Annotated in this window: 19 protein-coding genes and 1 tRNA gene; 10 read left to right on the top strand and 10 right to left on the bottom strand. The window is 62.9% G+C overall.

Going from position 1 to position 18043, the window contains the following annotated elements:
- Positions 1-14: 14 nt before the first annotated feature.
- On the bottom strand, positions 15-743 hold the full coding sequence (locus KJP30_RS02375) for a GNAT family N-acetyltransferase (protein ID WP_218447406.1): 729 nt from the start codon (positions 741-743) through the stop codon (positions 15-17).
- A gap of 106 nt (positions 744-849) precedes the next feature.
- A complete protein-coding gene (locus KJP30_RS02370) occupies positions 850-1308 on the bottom strand; it encodes an outer membrane protein assembly factor BamE (protein ID WP_218447405.1) in 459 nt (152 codons plus the stop codon).
- An 89-nt stretch (positions 1309-1397) separates the two neighbouring features.
- On the opposite strand from KJP30_RS02370, the gene KJP30_RS02365 reads away from it, so the two are divergent.
- The 8 genes from KJP30_RS02365 to KJP30_RS02330 all read left to right on the top strand — a co-directional run bounded on the left by KJP30_RS02365 (position 1398) and on the right by KJP30_RS02330 (position 7345).
- Entirely contained in the window at positions 1398-1967 is a 570-nt protein-coding gene (locus tag KJP30_RS02365; protein WP_246594327.1) for a YceD family protein, read from the top strand.
- 153 nt (positions 1968-2120) lie between these two features.
- Positions 2121-2327: a 50S ribosomal protein L32 gene (gene rpmF, locus KJP30_RS02360; protein WP_218447403.1), complete on the top strand. Its 207-nt coding sequence runs from the start codon at positions 2121-2123 to the stop codon at positions 2325-2327.
- Positions 2328-2352: 25 nt separating this feature from the next.
- Positions 2353-3453 carry a phosphate acyltransferase PlsX gene (plsX, locus tag KJP30_RS02355; protein ID WP_218447402.1) on the top strand — a complete coding sequence of 367 codons (1101 nt, stop codon included), beginning with the start codon at positions 2353-2355 and terminating at the stop codon, positions 3451-3453.
- Positions 3450-4421 carry a beta-ketoacyl-ACP synthase III gene (locus KJP30_RS02350; protein WP_218447401.1) on the top strand — a complete coding sequence of 324 codons (972 nt, stop codon included), beginning with the start codon at positions 3450-3452 and terminating at the stop codon, positions 4419-4421. Before plsX ends, KJP30_RS02350 begins: the two co-directional genes overlap by 4 nt.
- 126 nt (positions 4422-4547) lie before the next feature.
- Positions 4548-4850, top strand: coding sequence for an integration host factor subunit alpha (gene ihfA / locus KJP30_RS02345; protein WP_218447400.1), 303 nt, complete (start codon positions 4548-4550; stop codon positions 4848-4850).
- Between the two features lie 20 nt (positions 4851-4870).
- The gene (locus KJP30_RS24835) at positions 4871-5986 is read left to right on the top strand and encodes a MerR family transcriptional regulator (protein WP_246594326.1); all 1116 of its coding nucleotides are present in this window, start codon (positions 4871-4873) and stop codon (positions 5984-5986) included.
- A gap of 65 nt (positions 5987-6051) precedes the next feature.
- Positions 6052-6128, top strand: a tRNA-Pro gene (locus KJP30_RS02335).
- A 134-nt stretch (positions 6129-6262) separates the two neighbouring features.
- Complete coding sequence (locus KJP30_RS02330) at positions 6263-7345, top strand: 2'-deoxycytidine 5'-triphosphate deaminase (RefSeq protein WP_218447398.1); 1083 nt, start codon at positions 6263-6265, stop codon at positions 7343-7345.
- Between the two features lie 12 nt (positions 7346-7357).
- Here KJP30_RS02330 and KJP30_RS02325 read toward each other — a convergent pair whose 3' ends face one another.
- The 8 genes from KJP30_RS02325 to KJP30_RS02290 form a co-directional block, all read right to left on the bottom strand.
- Complete coding sequence (locus KJP30_RS02325) at positions 7358-7531, bottom strand: hypothetical protein (RefSeq protein ID WP_218447397.1); 174 nt, start codon at positions 7529-7531, stop codon at positions 7358-7360.
- 76 nt (positions 7532-7607) lie between these two features.
- Complete coding sequence (gene scpB, locus KJP30_RS02320; RefSeq protein WP_218447395.1) at positions 7608-8294, bottom strand: SMC-Scp complex subunit ScpB; 687 nt, start codon at positions 8292-8294, stop codon at positions 7608-7610.
- Positions 8287-9084, bottom strand: coding sequence for a segregation and condensation protein A (locus tag KJP30_RS02315; protein WP_218447394.1), 798 nt, complete (start codon positions 9082-9084; stop codon positions 8287-8289). The genes scpB and KJP30_RS02315 overlap by 8 nt, the downstream gene beginning before the upstream one ends.
- Positions 9081-10091: a glycoside hydrolase family 3 N-terminal domain-containing protein gene (locus KJP30_RS02310; protein ID WP_218447393.1), complete on the bottom strand. Its 1011-nt coding sequence runs from the start codon at positions 10089-10091 to the stop codon at positions 9081-9083. Before KJP30_RS02310 ends, KJP30_RS02315 begins: the two co-directional genes overlap by 4 nt.
- Entirely contained in the window at positions 10088-11080 is a 993-nt protein-coding gene (locus KJP30_RS02305; RefSeq protein ID WP_218447392.1) for an SPOR domain-containing protein, read from the bottom strand. The genes KJP30_RS02310 and KJP30_RS02305 overlap by 4 nt, the downstream gene beginning before the upstream one ends.
- An 82-nt stretch (positions 11081-11162) precedes the next feature.
- On the bottom strand, positions 11163-12905 hold the full coding sequence (argS, locus tag KJP30_RS02300) for an arginine--tRNA ligase (protein WP_218447391.1): 1743 nt from the start codon (positions 12903-12905) through the stop codon (positions 11163-11165).
- 59 nt (positions 12906-12964) lie between these two features.
- Entirely contained in the window at positions 12965-14803 is a 1839-nt protein-coding gene (locus tag KJP30_RS02295; RefSeq protein ID WP_218447390.1) for a cation:proton antiporter, read from the bottom strand.
- 64 nt (positions 14804-14867) lie between these two features.
- On the bottom strand, positions 14868-16076 hold the full coding sequence (locus tag KJP30_RS02290) for a deoxyguanosinetriphosphate triphosphohydrolase (RefSeq protein WP_218447389.1): 1209 nt from the start codon (positions 16074-16076) through the stop codon (positions 14868-14870).
- 299 nt (positions 16077-16375) lie between these two features.
- Here KJP30_RS02290 and KJP30_RS02285 point away from each other — a divergent pair, with 299 nt between their 5' ends.
- Both KJP30_RS02285 and KJP30_RS02280 read left to right on the top strand, forming a co-directional pair.
- On the top strand, positions 16376-17509 hold the full coding sequence (locus tag KJP30_RS02285; RefSeq protein WP_218447386.1) for a trypsin-like serine peptidase: 1134 nt from the start codon (positions 16376-16378) through the stop codon (positions 17507-17509).
- 149 nt (positions 17510-17658) lie between these two features.
- Positions 17659-17982 (top strand): HesB/IscA family protein, encoded by a 324-nt coding sequence (locus KJP30_RS02280; protein ID WP_218447384.1) that lies wholly within the window; start codon positions 17659-17661, stop codon positions 17980-17982.
- The last annotated feature ends 61 nt before the right edge of the window (positions 17983-18043 follow it).

The raw sequence follows: 18043 nt of genomic DNA, 5'->3' as shown, positions 1-18043 counted from the left end.
AACCGGAACGCGGATCAGCCCGCAACGGCGCGCAACAGCTTCTTGCGGGCGGGCGGGATGGCGGCAATTTCGACCCCGGTAAAAACATGCAGCGTGTTCATCTTGGCATCGACCACCGCATGATCGCTGACCCACCCCCCCATCATCAGATACGTCCGCAATAGCGGCGGCATCCTCAGCATGGCCTTCTTGGCGTCCGGTTGACGGCGCAGCCGCTGCGCGAAACGAAAGACATTGGGGGCCTTGACCCGCGGCAACCAGCGGCGCGGCGCAAGGTGGCGCGCCTTGAGCATCGCGAAGGCATCGTAATAATCCCGCGCATCCGTGCCCGAGAAACTCGCGCAGCCAAACAGCATCTCGACCCCCTGCGCGTCGACATAGGTGGTCATCGCGCCCCAAGCGACGCGAAGAATATCAGGGTCTTGCAGGTCGGGGTCGATGCAGAACCGGCCCATTTCGACCATGCGGCCCTCAAAAGCCTCCAGCGCGGACAATTCGTAATACTGCGCCGAATAGCTGCGCCCGATCTCACCCCCGCTTGCCAGCGGCAGGAAGCGGAAACAACAGACCAGCGCGCCGGTCCGGGCGTCTTCGATCAGCACATGGTCGCAGACGGAGTCAAACGTATCCACATCCCGCCCGCCGCCGTGAAAGGCGCGCCCCCGCAGAACCTGGGCGGCGTCGATATCCAAGGCCCCGTCGGCCATGCGGGCGCGATAGCGTCCGCGGCTCAGCATGATCATCTGGATCTCTCCTGCCCGGGCGCGACTCGATGCGCGCTTTCCGAACGAGATGCCAAAACCGCGTGACAATCAAATGACGGTTTCACGGCGGCCCGAAGGCCGGCGATCAGCCGCCCAGAAGGTTGCTGGCCGAGATACCGCCGACGTTGCCAAAGAGTTTGCGGATAAAGCTGATGTCGCCATCCGTGGTCTGCGTGACACGGCGGTTGATCGCCACCACGCGCCCGTCATCCAGCCCGTAAGTGGTGATATTGGTCACAACATCGTTTTCATCGAAGGTGATGGCAACGATCGTACGTTCGACGACCTTGGGTTTTTGATAGGCGAAATGGCGGACCTGCGTTTCAATATAGTAGTAGCCCGATCCATTCAGCACGCCTGCGGCGTTGGGCACGCCGATCAGATCCTCGACCGAGGCCTTGGTATCCACGCCGGGGACGATCTGTTGAAGATCCTCTTCAGAAGGCAGATAGCCATGCGTGCGGTACTGCGCGGCACAGGCCGACAGCGCCACCATCATGATTACCGCGATCAGCGCCTTGATCCTGCCTGCAAATCCGTTCATTCCATGCCCCTCTTGTCATGGGCCCTTCTGCCACCTATCCCGATTACAGAAGGAACGCCCGCCATTCAAGCGCAGGAAAACCCGTAGCCATGTCCAGTGACGCCCCCTCTACTCCGCCGCGCCTCCGTGTCGCCAGCCTGCGCAACACCGGCCCCACGCCCGTGCATCTGGAACCCGGCCCCGACGACCGGGCGCGCATCGCGGCCGAACTCGGCGCCGAAACACTTCGCAAGCTGCGTTTCAAAGGAGAGTTGCGGCCTCTGGGCAAATACGGTTGGCGGCTGGAGGCTGAACTGGGCGCAACGGCCGTACAGTCCTGCATCGTCACGCTGGAGCCGGTCACCACACGCATCGACACGACCGTCGTCCGCGAATACCTGCCCGCCAGCCGGATCGCCCAGCCGGATCCCGGATCGGAAACCGAAATGCCCGAAGACGACAGCGTCGAAGAGCTAGGGGAAGAAATCGACATCGAAGGCGCGATGATCGAGTCGCTTTCGCTGGCGCTGCCGACCTACCCCCGCAAGGACGGTGTCGAACTGGGCGACGCCCAGTTCGCGGCAGAGGGAATCGCCCCGATGACCGATGAAGACAGCAAACCTTTTGCGGGGCTTGCAGGTTTGCGCGAAAAAATGCAGGACAAGGACCGTGAGGGCTGAGATTCCGCTTGCCAAATCGGCGGCACTGCGTATTTTCGCGCGCTCATGAGTACGTCAGGCGCATGTCGCCGCGGGCCCTGTCGGAGCCCCGCTGCATGGCCCATCCGAAACATACAGGGCGGCCCCGCCCCCGACGAAAAACGAGGTTGAGACATGGCTGTCCAGCAGAACAAGGTTTCCAAGTCGCGCCGCAACAATCGCCGCGCACATGACGCGCTGATCGGTGCAAACCCGAACGAGTGCGACAACTGCGGCGAGCTGAAGCGCCCGCATCACGTCTGCCCGTCCTGCGGCCACTACGCAGAGCGCGAGATCATCGCGACGACCGACGACGTCGATCTGGATGAAGACGCGGCCTGATTAAGGTCTTCGGGACGTAGCCTGCATGACCTCTGTGAAGGACACCTCCAAGGCAGGCCCGTCCCGGATCGTGATTTCGGTCGACGCCATGGGCGGCGACCGGGGCCCGGCGGCGGTGGTCGCGGGCATCCATAAATCCGCTCACAAAAATCCCGAACTGCATTTCATCCTGCACGGTCCGGCCGAAGAGCTGGAACGGCTGGTCGCGCGTCGTCGTGGGCTGGCCGAACGCGTCGATATCCGCGACGCGCAGGGTGTGGTCAGTATGAAGGACAAGCCCAGCCAGGTCATGCGCCATGGTCAGGGCACGTCGATGTGGTCGGCGCTTGAATCGGTCCGCGAAGGTGAAGCAACAGTCGCGGTCAGTTGCGGCAACACCGGCGCGCTGATGCTTTTGTCGATGGTGCGTCTGCGCAAATTGCCGGGGGTGAACCGCCCGGCAATTGCGATTCTGTGGCCGTCGCGCAACCCTCAGGGCTTCAACGTGATGCTGGACGTGGGTGCGGACATCCGCGCCGACGCCGAAGATCTGTTGCAATACGCACTGATGGGTGCCGCCTATGCCCGCAACGGGCTGTCGCTGTCCCGGCCCCGCGTCGGCCTGCTGAACGTCGGCACCGAAGAACACAAGGGCCGCGCCGAGTTGAAAGAGGCGCATGACAAGATCGCCTCGCACGAAGAAGTCGGACATTATTCCTTTGTCGGTTTCGTCGAAGGTGGCGACATTCCCGGCGATTCCTGTGACGTGATCGTGACCGACGGGTTTACCGGCAATGTCGCGCTCAAGACTGGCGAAGGCACCGCCAAACTGATCGGTGATCTGCTGCGTGAGGCATTCGCCTATTCGCCCCTGTCGCGGATCGCCTCGTTGCTGGCGCTGACCTCCTTGCGCCGCCTGCAAAAGCGGATCGACCCGCGCCGCGTCAATGGCGGCGTGTTTCTTGGCCTAAACGGAACAGTGGTGAAATCCCACGGATCTGCGGATGCCACCGGGGTTTCCGCCGCCGTCAAGCTTGCCTACGAACTGGCGCGGGCGGGTTTCGCCGACCGGCTTGCGGCACGGGTTGCCTCTGCCGCCGAGGCGGCGCAGGATGGCGCCGCAGAAAAGGACCGCAAGACACCATGACCACACGCGCCGTCGTCACCGGCGTCGGGCATTACCTGCCCGACCGCGTTGTTGAAAATGCCGAATTCGAAAAGACCCTGGACACATCCGACGAATGGATTCGTGCCCGTTCGGGGATCGAACGCCGCCATTTCGCCGCCGAAGGGCAAACCACCTCCGATCTCGCGGCCCGGGCGGCCAAGGCGGCCTTGCAGGACGCCGGGATCGATGCCGCCGAAATCGACGCACTGATCGTCGCCACCTCGACCGCGGATTTCACCTTTCCTTCCGCCGCGACGATGGTGCAGGCCGAATTGAGCATGACCGCCGGTTACGCCTTTGACGTGCAAGCGGTCTGTGCCGGTTTCATCTTTGCCCTTGCCAATGCCAACGCGCTGATCGTCTCTGGTCAGGCCAAGCGTGTGATGGTCATCGGCGCGGAAACCTTTTCGCGGATCATGGACTGGACCGACCGTTCCACCTGCGTTCTCTTCGGCGACGGCGCCGGGGCACTGATCCTCGAAGCGGCCGAAGGCGAAGGCAGCAAGGCGGATCGCGGCATCCTGTCTACCGATCTGAACAGCGACGGGCGCTATCGCGATATCCTTTACGTCGATGGCGGCGTCAGCACGCAAAGCACCGGCCACCTTCGGATGCAGGGCAAGGAAGTCTTTCGCCACGCGGTCGAAAAACTTGCGGCCACGGCCAATTCGGCCCTGGAGAAGGCCGGAATCGGCTCGGACGAGGTCGATTGGGTTGTCCCGCATCAGGCCAATATCCGCATCATTTCCGGTACGGCCAAGAAACTTGGCCTGCCGATGGATCAGGTCGTGGTCACCGTTCAGGATCACGGCAACACCTCTGCCGCCTCGATTCCGCTGGCGCTTTCGGTCGGCAAGGCACGTGGACAGATCAAGCCCGGCGACCTGATCGTAACCGAAGCCATTGGCGGCGGTCTTGCATGGGGTGCCGTGGTGTTGCGCTGGTAACGCTGGTGCCCTGCGATGTTGCATCCGGGGCTTTTCGTGCTGGATAAATTGCTTGCCGCAAGTCGTTGATATTGACTTGTGATTTTTCGCCCCGATAATCCGGGTAAAACACCGGGAGGGACGAAGATGAGTGACAAGACCCTGACTCGCATGGATCTGAGCGAAGCTGTCTTCCGCGAAGTCGGCCTGTCGCGCAACGAAAGCGCGGAACTGGTCGAGGCGGTGCTACAGCACATGTCCGATGCGTTGGTCGAAGGTGAGCAGGTCAAGATCTCGTCCTTCGGGACCTTTTCTGTCCGCGAAAAGGCCGCTCGGGTCGGGCGCAATCCCAAGACCGGCGAAGAGGTGCCTATTCAACCGCGCCGCGTGCTGACATTCCGGCCCTCGCACCTGATGAAAGACCGCGTGGCCGCGGGCAACAAAAACTAACAACCTCTGAGGCAAGGCTCATGCCCAAATCCCGCGACGCGTTCCGCACCATCTCGGAAGTTGCGGATTGGCTGGAGACTCCGGCCCATGTCCTGCGCTTCTGGGAAAGCAAGTTCAGCCAGGTGAAACCGGTCAAACGGGCCGGTGGTCGCCGCTATTATCGCCCCGCCGACATGGAGTTGCTAAGCGGAATCAAACGCTTGCTTCATGATGACGGGATGACCATCAAAGGCGTTCAAAAGGTTTTGCGAGAACAGGGCGTGCGCCATGTGGCTTCTCTGGCCTCGCTACCTGTAGACCCCGAGACTGAGGATCAGCCCCCGGTGATCGAGGATGCGCCTTACGTCGAAGTCGACATGGACGAGGCCGAAGTCGTCGCCTTCCCCGGCGAGGCCGTGATGCAGCAGGCCAAGGCCGCCAGTCAGGAAGCTGACCATCCGGCAGAGGGCTCCCCCCTGCCCGATGATCCGGCAGCAGATCCTCAACCCGAGCCAGAGCCCGAAGTGGCCGAGGCGCGCGCCGAAGAACTCGTCGAAGAGCCAGTCGAGGTTTCGGCCCCCGCTCCGTCGCTGTCGGAAGACTTCGACCCGGAAAGTGTCGGAGAAGACTTTTCGACACTGCCCGAAAACGCACCGGCTGCGAACCCCAAGGACAGGGAATCGCCCAATCCTGAACCAATGGCGACTGAACCGAAGGAAATGGACCCCACGAATGTGCCGCCGGACGACGTCGACCCCATTGCCGCACCCGAGGCAACGGAACCGGTTGGTCAGATGTCGGTCAAGCATGACACCGGGGACAGGCACGGTTCGTCCCAGTTGCCCTTTGATTTCGTCCCCGAGGACGATGTCGACGGCGAAGTCATCGATCTGGATGACGCCGAAGAGGCCCCTGCGCCCGAATCGGAACCGGTGATCCCGGCCCCGGAAGAAGCCGCGAGACCCGCGATTCCCTTGCAGGACTTCGGGGCACCCGAGCCGCAGAGCGAAGCGCCCAAACCACAGCATCCCGCAGTCGGTCCTCTGGGGCATATCGCAGGAATTGCCACTTTGGATGCCAAACAACGGGCGGCACTGGCGGCCCAAATGCCCGCGCTTGTCGCGTTCCGCGACAGGCTTGCGGCCCCGTTGAATTAAGGCACCGAAAATTCGTTTACGGGGGTTGCTCTTGCCGAAAAATAGCGTAAGAACGCCCGACAAGTCGGGCTATGGCGCAGCCTGGTAGCGCGTCCGTCTGGGGGACGGAAGGTCGCAGGTTCGAGTCCTGCTAGCCCGACCAAATCATCAAAATGGTTATCCGACTTGTAGCCGCCTGCGCATGCGGAAGGCTGGTGCATTCCGCACCTTGCGGTGTTTTTTGCGCTCCAAATCCGCAGAGGCGCTTGATACTAAGCCCGAAACGAGGGGGACGCGATGACCGGGGTACTGGCCAGCCAACAGATCGAAACCTTGATCAAGAACGGTGCTATCTCCGCAGATGCCCCGTTTGTCGAAGGACAGGTGCAACCGGCCAGTCTAGACCTAAGGTTGGGCACGGTCGCATACCGCGTGCGCGCCTCGTTCCTTGCCGGTGAAACCCGCAGTGTGGCCGACCGCATCAATGAATTCGAAATGCACCGCATTTCCCTTGGCGGCGACGGGGCTGTTCTGGAAAAGGGCTGTGTCTACCTTGTTCCGCTTATGGAAAGGGTCAAACTGCCCGCAGGAGTGCAAGCCATTGCAAACGCCAAAAGCTCGACCGGGCGGCTGGATCTGCTGACTCGAGTCATCACTGATGGCGGGGTCGAATTTGACCGTATCGCGACAGGGTATGACGGCCCGCTTTACGCCGAAATCTGCCCGCGCAGTTTTTCGGTGCTTGTCCGCCCCGGAATGCGACTGAACCAGATCCGGTTTCGCGATGGCCGATCCGTGCTGACAGACGGCGAATTGCAGGATCTGCATCAGGCGGAAACGCTTGTGGGGGGCGGACCTGCCGTCATCGGCGAAGGCTTGGGGTTTTCCGTCGACCTGCGGCCCCAAAGCGGCAATTTGGTTGGCTATCGCGCCCGTCCGCATACCGGTGTCATCGACCTGGACCGCATCGGCCATTACGACCCCCGTGAGTTCTGGGATGAACTGCACAGCGACAATGGCCGCCTGATCCTTGACCCCGGAGCGTTCTATATCCTTGTCAGCCGCGAAGCGGTGCATATCCCGCCCGGATATGCCGCAGAAATGGCCCCCTATCTGGCCATGGTCGGCGAGTTCCGGGTTCACTATGCGGGCTTTTTCGATCCGGGCTTTGGCCATGCCGCTGCGGGCGGTGCCGGTGCCCGTGGCGTGTTGGAAGTCCGCTGTCACGAAGCGCCCTTTGTGCTGGAACATGGTCAGATCGTCGGACGTCTGGTTTATGAGCGCATGTCAGAAGTGCCGGCACAGCTTTATGGTGCCGGCATTGCCTCGAACTATCAGGGGCAAGGGCTGAAACTCTCCAAGCATTTTCGAGCCTTTTAAGGCTCTGATAGCTTAGCCACGTCGCGCCATACGCGCGGCCCGGCGGGCCTGACGAATGGCCTTTTGCGCCTGACGGCCTTGCTGACCGCCACCGGTGGCGCGCTGAATACCCGCGTCGATCCCCTTATTGACCAACCTCCGCGTCACCTGCCGCAGCACCATGTTCAGAACCTGTTGTAGTGACATGCCCACTCCCTCCTTGCCCGAATCTTTGGACGGGTGCCGGTGACATATCAGGCGATTGTGCCCATTTTCGGGCGCTTCAGTCCTCGAACAGTTCGCTCTGGCCTTCCATCGGTTCGTCCTCGGCATCCACGTCCCCATCGCCCGGTTGCGGTACGCCCAGGGGCGAAGGACGGCTTTCCAAAAGCCCCGCGGCCCGGAGATCGGCAAGCCCCGGCAGATCACGCGCGGATTCCAAACCGAAGTGGTCCAGGAATTCCTGCGTCACGACGAAAGTTACCGGCCGCCCCGGCGTCATCCGCCGCCGACCAAATCGGATCCATTCCATCTCCAGCAACTGGTCAACCGTGCCCCTGCTGACAGACACGCCCCGGATTTCCTCGATCTCGGCCCGCGTCACCGGTTGGTGGTAGGCGATGATCGCAAGCGTCTCGATGGCGGCGCGGCTCAGTTTGCGGGTCTCGACCGTTTCGCGTTGCATCAAAAAGCCCAGGTCCGGCGCCGTCCGGATCGCCCAGGCATCGCCCACACGCACCACACGCACGCCGCGTCCCTCGTATCTTTTGCGCAGATAGACCAAGGCCTCGGCCGCGTCGCAACCGTGCGGCATCCGATCGTTCAGTTCCTTTACCGTCACCGGTTCGCTGCTGGCAAAGAGGATGGCCTCGACCATACGCTCTTGTTCCCCGATGGGCGGTGCCTCGAACAGGCTGTCGCGGGCGGCCGGGGTGTCTTCTTCTGGCGCGGTATCCGGGGTCTCAGTCATCGCGCGACTCCTTGCGGCGCAACAGGATGGGGGCAAAGGTGCCGGTCTGTTTCAACTCTGCCTTGCCCTCTTTGACAAGTTCCAGCGAAGCGGCAAAAGTCGCCGCCGTGGCCGAACGCCAGCGTTGCGGATCTTCGGCCCAGCCATCGGGCAGATAGCTTTGAATATCGGTCCACTGGCCGGAAAAACCGATCATGCCACGCATCCGTTCCAGCGCCTGTTCCATGGTAAAGACATGGTCGCGGTCCATCACGAAGGGACGGAATTCATCGCGGGTGCGGATCCGCGCATAGCCCTGCATCAGGTCCAGCAAAGACGCGGTGTAGCGGACCTGTCGCAGCTGTTCCATCTTCTCTGGCAGGCCGCGCGCAAAGAAATCGCGCCCCAGTTGGTCACGCGCCATCAGGCGCGCGGCGGCATCGCGCATGGCCTGCAAGCGTTCCAGCTGAAAGGCAAGGTGCGCAGCCAGATCCTCGCCCGAAGGGCCTTCCTCGGTCGGATCGGGCGGCAACAAAAGCCGCGATTTCAGAAAGGCCAGCCAAGCTGCCATGACGAGGTAGTCCGCCGCCAGTTCGATCCGCAGCGCCTTGGCCCGTTCTACGAAGGTCAGGTATTGCTGCGCCAGTTGCAGGATCGAAATCGTCCGCAGGTCCACTTTTTGGGTCCGGGCCATGTTCAGCAACAGGTCCAGCGGTCCCTCGAACCCGTCCACATCCACCACCAACGCCTCGGCGGCAAGGCGTTCAGAGACGGAGAGTTCAACCAGATCGGGCGTGTCTGCGTCACTCATGCGGGGTTTGGGCGCGGGTCCAGGGCTGCGAAGGCGTCAGCCTCGGCGCGCAAGCTGTCGATGTCAACCGGCTTGGGCTGTGTCCGGGCGGCAAGGGCCGCCTCGGCCCGTGCCTGTCCGGGATCGTCCATCGTGCCGACAGCGGCGCACAGCGCCTGCATCTCTGCCAGATCGCCGTTGCAATGCAGGACCACGTCACAGCCTGCGGCCCGCGCCGCAGTCCCGCGTTCCGCCACTGTGCCGGACAGGGCCTGCATCGAGATGTCATCCGTCATCAGCAGATTGCCAAAGCCGATGTCATTGCGGATCACCCCGTTCATGACCGGCGACAACGTTGCCGGGCGCGGGTCGATATCCTCAAAGACCAGATGCGCGGTCATTGCCATCGGCAGGTCGGCAAAGGCCGCGAAACTTGCAAAATCCTCGTCCCCAAGACTGCTGCGCGAGGTCGTGACCCGCGGCAGTTCAAGGTGGCTGTCCAGTGTGCCGCGTCCATGGCCAGGCAGATGCTTCATGACCGGCAGCACGCCGCCATCCCGACAGCCCTGAACCAAGGCGCGACCATTGCGAATGACACTGTCCCGATCCGTCCCGTAACAGCGATTGCGCAAAACGGCGTGGGTCTCTGTCCGCGCGATATCCAGCGTCGGCACACAGTTGGCATCTATCCCAAAGCCGCACAATTCATGCGCAATCAGACGCCCGCGCAGATAGAACCGGCGTTCGGCATTTGCGGCCCGAGCGTCCTCCAAAGGCGGTGCCCATGCGCGCGCCAGCGGGGGCCGCAACCTTTGCACCCGACCGCCTTCCTGGTCGATGAAAACCGGTGCGTCGTGGCCTGCCGCCTCTCGCAAGGCATCGCACAGGGCGCGGATCTGGTCCGCGTCCTGTAGATTGCGATTGAACAGGATAAAGCCGAAGGGGCGCGTTTCGGAATAGAGAGATTTTTCCGCTTCCGAGAGCGTCGATCCGGCGCAACCAAGAATGACCGCGCCAAACCGGGTCATCGCGTCACAACCGGAATACAATCGACCTTTTGCGCCACGAAGGCCGCGCAAAAGCGGCGCGCGTCCGAAAGGTCAACAAACCCGTGCGCCCGCAAACGGTAGAACGTGCGCCCACCGGAGGCGGCCTTTTGGATCACGCGATCCTTTCCGGCAAGGTAGTCCCCGAAACGACCGTCCAGCCTGTCCCATTCGCTGCGCGCGGCATCCGGGCTGTCAAAAGCCCCAATCTGAACCAGACGGGTCCCGGCAGGCAGGGTGGCAGGATCGATTTCGGTGACAGGTGCGGAAGCGACTGCCGCCGCAACAGCGGCCACGGGGCGCGCCGTTGAGGACAGGCCAGCAGGCCGCAGGCGCGGACGCAGCGAACGCGCCAGTCCCGGGCCGGTATAACGCTCTTTGTCGACGGCGGAACCGACATCCGGCAGCGCCTTGGCCAAGGCGGTGACAACCTCGGCATCGGTACCGGGGGCCAGCGGGCTGAGCGGTTTCGACCGCGACGCGATTTCGTCGGCCAGTGCCGCCAGTGGGCCGCTGTCCACGGGATCGGCGCTTTCGGGGATCGGGGCCCCTTGCGGTTGCAGAGCGACGATTTCGGCATTGCGCGCAAGAGCCGGTTTCGGATCGGCCTGCGGAACCGGTTTCAGCACGCCAAGCGCCACATCCTCGGCCTGGAGCCCTGCAGGGCGCGGTGCCAGCATCAACCGATCCGCCGGATCGGCGGCCGCACCACTGCCCGCCACGGCATTGACGGCCAGCCCCTGATGATCGGCCAGCGTGCCGCCGGGATCCTTGGGCGCCTCGCGCATCGGGCCGGACATGGCCTGCACGATGGGCACACCGCTGACATCCCGCGCCACCACGCGATAGCCCCAGACCGCAATTCCCGCGATCAGGGCAAGCGACACGGCAGCCCCGGCCCAATTCGCGACCGAGGCCATCTTGATAGACACCGGGGCCGCGGGGGCCCCTTCATACGTGAAATCCGCCATATTCGCCTCTTGTCCCCCGGGCGGTACATGGCCGCCCGAATGCATTACTGCTCAACTCGAGACCCTGGCGGGCGCGCCTTTGTCAGCGCATTTCTTCCACCGGGGTCACGCCCAAGATACCAAGACCGGCGGAAATCACAACCGCGGTGGCCCGCGCCAGCGCGATTTTCGCCTGTGTTGCAGCCGGGTCATCCTGAAGGAACCGCAGCTCGGGGGCGTCGTTGCCACGGTTCCACAATCCATGCAGTTCTGCGGCCAGTTCCGACAGGTAGGTGGCGATCCGATGCGGTTCCTGTGTGCGCGCGGCAATCTCGACCAGACGCGGCCATTCCGCCAGCTTTCCGGCCAGAGCGATCTCGGCCGGATGGGTCATCGACGACAGGTCGACCGATGCCAGAGTGGCATCACTGACCTCCACGCCATCCTCGGCCGCCTTGCGAAGCACCGAACAGATCCGTGCATGAGCGTACTGGACGTAGAAGACGGGGTTTTCCTTGGACTGTTCCACGACCTTGTCGAAGTCAAAGTCCAGCCCCGCGTCGGATTTCCGCGTCAGCATGTGGAACCGCGCCACGTCCTTGCCGACCATGTCTACCACGTCGCGCAGGGTGACAAAGGTCCCTGCCCGCTTGGACATCTTGAACGGTTCGCCGTTTTTGAACAGTTTGACCAGCTGGATCAGCTTGATTTCCAGCGGCACCTTGCCATCGGACAGCGCCGAAACCGCCGCCTTCATCCGCTTGACATAGCCGCCGTGGTCCGCGCCAAAGATATCGATCAACAGGTCGAACCCTCGTTCGACCTTGTCATAGTGATAGGCGATGTCGGGTGCGAAATAGGTCCACGATCCGTCCGACTTCATGATCGGCCGGTCCACGTCATCACCGTGATCGGTGGATTTGAACAGCGTCTGTTCGCGGGGTTCCCAATCCTCGGGCTTTTTGCCCTTGGGCGGTTCCAGCACGCCGCGATAGATCAGCCCCTTGTCCCGCAGGCTGTCGATGGCGGCCTCGATCTTGCCGGTGCCATAGAGCGACTTTTCCGAAAAGAAGTGGTCCATCTTGACGCCCAGCAGCGCCAGATCTTCGCGGATCATGGCCATCATTTCGTCGGTGGCAAAGCCCCGCACCTCGGCCAGCCAGACCTCTTCGCCCTTGTCCAGATAGGCCTCGCCCACCTTGTCCCTGAGCTTTTGGCCCACTTCGATCAGGTAGTCGCCGGGATAGGTTCCATCGGCGAATTCCACCTCTTGGCCGTGTGCTTCGAGGTAACGCAGGTACACCGACCGGGCCAGCACATCGACCTGTGCCCCGCCGTCATTGATGTAATATTCCCGTGTCACGTCATATCCGGCATAGGCCAGCAGCGACGCCATGGCATCACCGACGATGGCACCGCGTGCGTGGCCGACATGCATCGGACCGGTCGGGTTGGCCGAAACATATTCGACGTTCACCTTCTTGCCGGCGCCCATGTCGGACCGGCCATAGGCGGTGCCTTCCGTCAGGATCTTGCCCGGCAGTGCCTGCCAGACCGACGGCGCCAGCCGCAGGTTGAGAAAGCCGGGACCGGCCACTTCGGCGCTGTCGATCCTGTCGTCGATGCGCAGTTTGGCGGCCAGCGCTTCGGCGATGTCGCGCGGCTTGGCCTTGGCGGGTTTCGCCAGCACCATCGCGGCATTGGTCGCCATGTCGCCATGCAGCGGATCGCGCGGCGGTTCGGTGGTGACGGGGTCGGTGTTCAGCCCTTCGGGCAGCGCGCCCTCGGCTTGCAGGGCGGCAATGGCCTCCAGCACGAGGCTGCGGATATCGGAAAACAGGTTCATCTCATCGGCTCCAGTGTTGGCCGGTCTCTATCACTTTGCGGAGTGGCGTCAAACGGGCGTCAGGCCTCCTTGGCGCCTTCACCGTTCTGTCGTCGCTCGGGGCGCTTGGGAAGTCTGGACAAAAGCTGGGTTCCCGGTCCGCCGCGCAACTCGTCCTTGGGCCCCAGCAGGCGCAAGGTGCCATTGGGTCCAAGCTCTGCCATGGGCACCGCCTGAGGTTGGGTTTCGCGCCAATCCTCGACAGTGAACTCTTCGGTCAACTTGGTCACCCGGAACTCGCAGCCGCCCGTGATGGCGGCGTTGACCTCGAAAAAAGTCTCATCCGCACCAAAAGCCCGACCGCCAAGCGTGGCGGGCAGGCTGTGGCGGCTGGAAGTGTCCCGCACGCGCTTGAGCTGAAAAACATTCTCGCGCCCGAACTCCGGCGCAAGGTCGGTGGCTACCAAGGTGTTGTGGGCGTCATTGTCGCTGGCGCAGATCAGTTTTTCATAGGCCACCAGATCAACGCGATCCTCTGCCGCCTCAGAGAGGATATCACCGTAGAAGGTGTTCAACCCCGCCTCGCGTGCGCTGCGCAGATGGGCATTGTTGGGGTCGGCGATGATGACCGGCAGGTCCATTTTCTTGAAGGCCGCGCCCAGTTCCACCGCCCATTTCGACCCGCCCATGATCAACACGCCGGGCAAACGCGCCGCCGTCAACCCCAAGAGCCGCGCCATGGGCGCAAGGGTGAAACCATGTAGAACCACGGTGGCCGCCACCAGCGCAAAAGCCAGCGGAGCGATCCTGTCGGCATCCGGCAGACCAAGCTGCGCCAGCCGTTCACCGAACAGGCCCGCAACCGCCACAAGGACCACACCGCGCGGCCCGGTAAACCCCACCAGCAACCGTTCGCGCCAAGGAACATTGGTAAAGGCCAGCGCCGCAAGCACGGGCAAAGGCCGCGCCAACAGGATCACGGCCAGAACAAAGGCCCCGGCGCGCCAGTCCAGCACGGCCAGCCGCTCAAAGCTCATGCCCGCGGCCAACAGGATAAAGACACCCGAGACCAGCAGAACCGTCGCATGTTCCTTGAACCGATAGATCTCGGCAAAGCTGGGCAGGCGCGCATTGGCGATCCAAAGCCCCATGATGGTCACCGCCAGCAGGCCGGATTCATGCAATACGTGGTCGGCCACGGCAAAAACCGCCAGCAACACGACGAACAGCACCGGGACCTTCATGTATTCCGGCACATAGCCTTGACGAAAGGCGCGCACGACGCCCCAACCTGCGGCCAGTCCCAAGGCCGTTGCAACGGCGATGCCTAGCGCGATCTCGACCATGGCCGGACCTGCACCCGTGGTGGTGCGCAGGACGACGACGACCTCAAAGGCCAGCACCGCCGCCAATGCGCCAACCGGATCGTTGACGATGGCCTCCCACTGCATCAGGGCCGCGGGGCGGCGTTGCAGTCGCGCCTGTCGCAGCAAGGGCGCGATCACTGTGGGTCCGGTCACGATCATGATACCGCCAAAGACCGCAGAGGATTCCCAGCTGAGACCTGCAACCCAATGCAGCGCCGAGGCTGAGGCCAGCCACCCTAGTGGCGCGCCGATCAGAACCAGCCGTCGCACGCCCTTGGCCGCATCGGAAAGCCGATGCAGATCCAATGTCAGACCGCCTTCGAACAAGATGATCGCAACCGCAACCGCGATCATGGGTTGCAGCATGTCGCCGAATTGTACCGCCGGATCCAGAATGCCGGTCACCGGTCCGATAACCAGTCCCGCCACCAGCATCAGCACGATCGCGGGCAGCCGCAACCGCCAGGCGAGCCATTGGCTGCCGACGCCTAGCGCCCCCACCAGCCCGAAGGCCAGAACGGGGTCCAACCCGCCTGTCTCAGCAACTGCCATGCTCTGCTCCCTGCCGTCCTGACATGCGGCAGCCTAGCCTGCCGCCCGGCCCGCGTCGATCCGCCTAGGCACCGGCATCCTGGCCGGGCCAGAACCCGTCCAGAACGTCCCGCCCGGTAAAGCGCGCATGCTGTTGCAAGGCAAAACGGTCGGTCATTCCGGCGATGTAGTCGGCCACCAGCCGCGCCAGCGCGGTTTCATCCTCGGCCGCGGCCACGTCGCCCTGCCACCGTTGCGGCAAATGCGACGGCTCATCGAGATAGATCGGGAACAATTCGTTCACCGCCTCGGTCACGCGGGCGCGCTGATCCATCACGCTGGGCGCGCGATACATATTGGTGAACAGGAAACTGCGGATCTGCTTGAGGTCGGCCCACATCTCCGGTGAAAAGGCGATCACCGGGTGGCCAAGATCGCGGATGTCCTGCGCGCTTTCCGCACCAGAGTCGGACAGGCGCTGGCGGGATGTGCCGATCAGATCAGTCACCATGGCACCAAAGACCCGCCGCAGCGCCTCGTGCCGCCGCCGATAGCTGTCGGTGTCGGGATACTTCCGGTCAACCTCGGCATAGGCGTCGCCGATGATCGGCAGCGCCGCGATCTCTTCCTCGGTGAACAGGCCGGCCCGCAGACCGTCATGCAGATCGTGGTTGTTATAGGCCACGTCATCGGACAGGGCCGCCACCTGCGCCTCGGCGCTGGCATGGGTGTGCAGTTCCAGATCGTCCTCGGCGTTGTATTCGGCCAGCGCGTGAGGGATATCGCCAACCAGCTTGCCATCCGGCCCCAAAGGCGCAACCGGACCGTTGTGCTTGGCGATGCCTTCCAGCGTGTCCCATGTCAGGTTCAGCCCGTCGAACTCGGCATAATGCCGTTCCAGACGGGTAACGATCCTCAGCGTCTGGGCATTATGGTCGAACCCGCCATAGGGTGCCATCAGCGCGTGTAGCGCATCCTCGCCCGTATGCCCGAACGGGGTATGGCCAAGGTCATGCGCCAGCGCCACGGCTTCGGTCAGGTCAAAATTCAACCCAAGCGCATTGGCGATTGTCCGCGCCACCTGCGCGACCTCGATCGAATGGGTCAGGCGCGTGCGATAGAAATCGCCTTCGTGTTCAACAAAGACCTGCGTCTTGTGTTTGAGCCTGCGAAAGGCGGAACAATGAATGATGCGATCGCGGTCGCGCTGAAAGCACGAGCGATGCGCGCTTTCCTCTTCCGGATAGCGCCGCCCGCGCGCGCTGTTGTGGGTCGAGGCGAATTTGGCGCGCATGACGTCTGGTCCCAAGTTGCTTGCGTGTCCCGCGCGTCTCTTATCCGCTTGGCTCAGCGTTAACAACGACTTGGCGAAAAACCCCTTGGACCGCTCCGACGCCGGGCGATTCGACGGCCGCTGCCGCAGAACGACAACCGGCAGTGAGCGGAACCGGCACATTTTTGCGCCATGAACGATTTCAGTCACTTGACCAAGAGCCGCCCAAGGGAAACGTCCGGGGTTCCTTACTTTGAGGGAAACCAGCGAAAAGCTAGACTGGGGGCAAGTTTTTTATCGTTCAACCCTTGGAGAAAACCATGTTCAGTCCCCTGCGCAGCGTCGCACTTTGCTGCTTCGCCCTTAGCCTGCCGGCGCCCGTTCTGGCCGATCTCGTCCTCGACAAGGATGGCGCTCCGAAGAAGACCGTCAACGAAACCCTCGTGCTGGATCCAACCGCCAAGCCCGAAAAGGACGACGGTACCATCACCATCAAGGCCAAGAACCCGACGGCCATCAATCCGGGCGCCCCGCCCGCCAAGGCCCCGAATCCAACAACGCGCCCGCCGCGCCCCGGTCCGACACCCGATCCGGTTGTGACCCTGCCCGCGCGCAACCCGGGCAGTGCACCGCCCAGCGTTCTGGCCCCCAGCCCGGTATCGCCCCTGCCCGCGCGCAACCCGCAACCGCGGCCCGTGCCTGCGCCCAAAACCGGTTCGCCGCTGCTGGCTGGCGCGCCCCTTGACCCCGCGCCCTCGACCGATGTGAAACCGGTCGAAGAGATGCCCTATATCTCTTTCGCCGCTCCCGCCTATAGCGACGGCTATGAGGTATCCATGCTCAACAACGTGCGCGGCACGGGACGGATCCGCGTGACCACCGACTATGGCCCGGTGTTCTGCTCGGGTTTTGTCTTTGGCCCCTCGGTGGTGGCCACTTCTTATGCCTGCGTGCCCGGCGTCCTCGAAGATCCGCGCGTCGGTGCCAGCAAGATCGAAGAGATCCGCATCGTCTTTGACCACGTCTTTCCCGATCAGCGTCTGTGGACCGCACAGGGTTATGTGCTGACACTGGATACGGAACTGTCCAGCAAGGAAACCGGTCTTGCGATCCTGCACATCGCCGACCCGGACACCAACTTTGCCCCGGATCGCATTCAGCGCGTCGGCCAGACCACGCCAGACCCGCGCTCGCCGCTGTACATGCTGTCGTTCCCGCGCGGCGGGTCGATGCAGATCCAGCATTGCGGTGCCTTGCCAACGGACCCGGCCTATCTGCCCGCCAAGTCCTTTGAGCATAACTGCCAAAGCGACTATGGCGACCTTGGCGCGCCGATCTTTGATGCCGGAACCGGTGCCGTGGTTGGTTTGCACCTCAGCCACGAACTGTCGACCGGACGCCGCTTTGCGCTGCATTCGGTGGATCTTGCAAACTGGATTGGCGATCAGCAGTAAACCGCATCACGGCCACTTGCGACGCCCGCCCCTGTCATGGGGCGGGCGCATTCCTGTCTGGCTCGATGACATCACCCGCCGCGTCACCGCTTGAAGCCCCCCGCCGCTGCGCCTAGGTATCAGGCGTGGCCGCAGCAAAGGGGACCAAGATGCAGCTTCCGCCGAAAGTGACCGACCGGGCCTTTGCCCGTCTCGCCGAAATCGGCGCCGGTGCCGGTGGCAAGGCATTGCGCGTGGCCGTCGAAGGGGGCGGATGTTCGGGGTTTCAATATGACATCTCGCTGGACGATCCCGCCGATGATGACCTTGTGATCACCGAGGGTGAGGAGCGGGTGATTGTGGATCCGGTCTCGCTGCCCTTTCTGTCGGGTGCCGTGATCGACTTTTCCGACGAATTGATCGGCGCACGCTTTGTGATCGAAAACCCGAATGCCACCAGCTCTTGCGGCTGCGGCACCTCTTTTTCGATCTGACACCGCGATTTTTCGCATGGTAAAAGAGGCGCTGTCGACGGCGCCTCTGACACTTTCTATA

Origin of the sequence: Antarctobacter sediminis (assembly GCF_019218285.1) — a bacterium.
Classification (GTDB): domain Bacteria; phylum Pseudomonadota; class Alphaproteobacteria; order Rhodobacterales; family Rhodobacteraceae; genus Antarctobacter; species Antarctobacter sediminis.
Note: the sequence above shows the minus strand (reverse complement) of the source record. Positions and strands in the feature narration are given on the sequence as shown.

Bases quoted from the DNA above. Each gene is read 5' to 3' on its own strand.
- KJP30_RS02365 (WP_246594327.1), top strand. From the start codon at position 1,398: ATGTCCAGTGACGCCCCCTCTACTCCGCCGCGCCTCCGTGTCGCCAGC.
- KJP30_RS02350 (WP_218447401.1), top strand. From the start codon at position 3,450: ATGACCACACGCGCCGTCGTCACCGGCGTCGGGCATTACCTGCCCGAC.
- KJP30_RS02310 (WP_218447393.1), bottom strand. From the start codon at position 10,091: ATGACCCGGTTTGGCGCGGTCATTCTTGGTTGCGCCGGATCGACGCTC.
- KJP30_RS02315 (WP_218447394.1), bottom strand. From the start codon at position 9,084: ATGAGTGACGCAGACACGCCCGATCTGGTTGAACTCTCCGTCTCTGAA.
- KJP30_RS02295 (WP_218447390.1), bottom strand. From the start codon at position 14,803: ATGGCAGTTGCTGAGACAGGCGGGTTGGACCCCGTTCTGGCCTTCGGG.
- KJP30_RS02375 (WP_218447406.1), bottom strand. From the start codon at position 743: ATGATCATGCTGAGCCGCGGACGCTATCGCGCCCGCATGGCCGACGGG.
- KJP30_RS02305 (WP_218447392.1), bottom strand. From the start codon at position 11,080: ATGGCGGATTTCACGTATGAAGGGGCCCCCGCGGCCCCGGTGTCTATC.
- KJP30_RS02370 (WP_218447405.1), bottom strand. From the start codon at position 1,308: ATGAACGGATTTGCAGGCAGGATCAAGGCGCTGATCGCGGTAATCATG.
- KJP30_RS24835 (WP_246594326.1), top strand. From the start codon at position 4,871: ATGCCCAAATCCCGCGACGCGTTCCGCACCATCTCGGAAGTTGCGGAT.
- KJP30_RS02330 (WP_218447398.1), top strand. From the start codon at position 6,263: ATGACCGGGGTACTGGCCAGCCAACAGATCGAAACCTTGATCAAGAAC.
- ihfA (WP_218447400.1), top strand. From the start codon at position 4,548: ATGAGTGACAAGACCCTGACTCGCATGGATCTGAGCGAAGCTGTCTTC.
- scpB (WP_218447395.1), bottom strand. From the start codon at position 8,294: ATGACTGAGACCCCGGATACCGCGCCAGAAGAAGACACCCCGGCCGCC.
- argS (WP_218447391.1), bottom strand. From the start codon at position 12,905: ATGAACCTGTTTTCCGATATCCGCAGCCTCGTGCTGGAGGCCATTGCC.
- KJP30_RS02280 (WP_218447384.1), top strand. From the start codon at position 17,659: ATGCAGCTTCCGCCGAAAGTGACCGACCGGGCCTTTGCCCGTCTCGCC.
- rpmF (WP_218447403.1), top strand. From the start codon at position 2,121: ATGGCTGTCCAGCAGAACAAGGTTTCCAAGTCGCGCCGCAACAATCGC.
- KJP30_RS02285 (WP_218447386.1), top strand. From the start codon at position 16,376: ATGTTCAGTCCCCTGCGCAGCGTCGCACTTTGCTGCTTCGCCCTTAGC.
- KJP30_RS02290 (WP_218447389.1), bottom strand. From the start codon at position 16,076: ATGCGCGCCAAATTCGCCTCGACCCACAACAGCGCGCGCGGGCGGCGC.
- KJP30_RS02325 (WP_218447397.1), bottom strand. From the start codon at position 7,531: ATGTCACTACAACAGGTTCTGAACATGGTGCTGCGGCAGGTGACGCGG.
- plsX (WP_218447402.1), top strand. From the start codon at position 2,353: ATGACCTCTGTGAAGGACACCTCCAAGGCAGGCCCGTCCCGGATCGTG.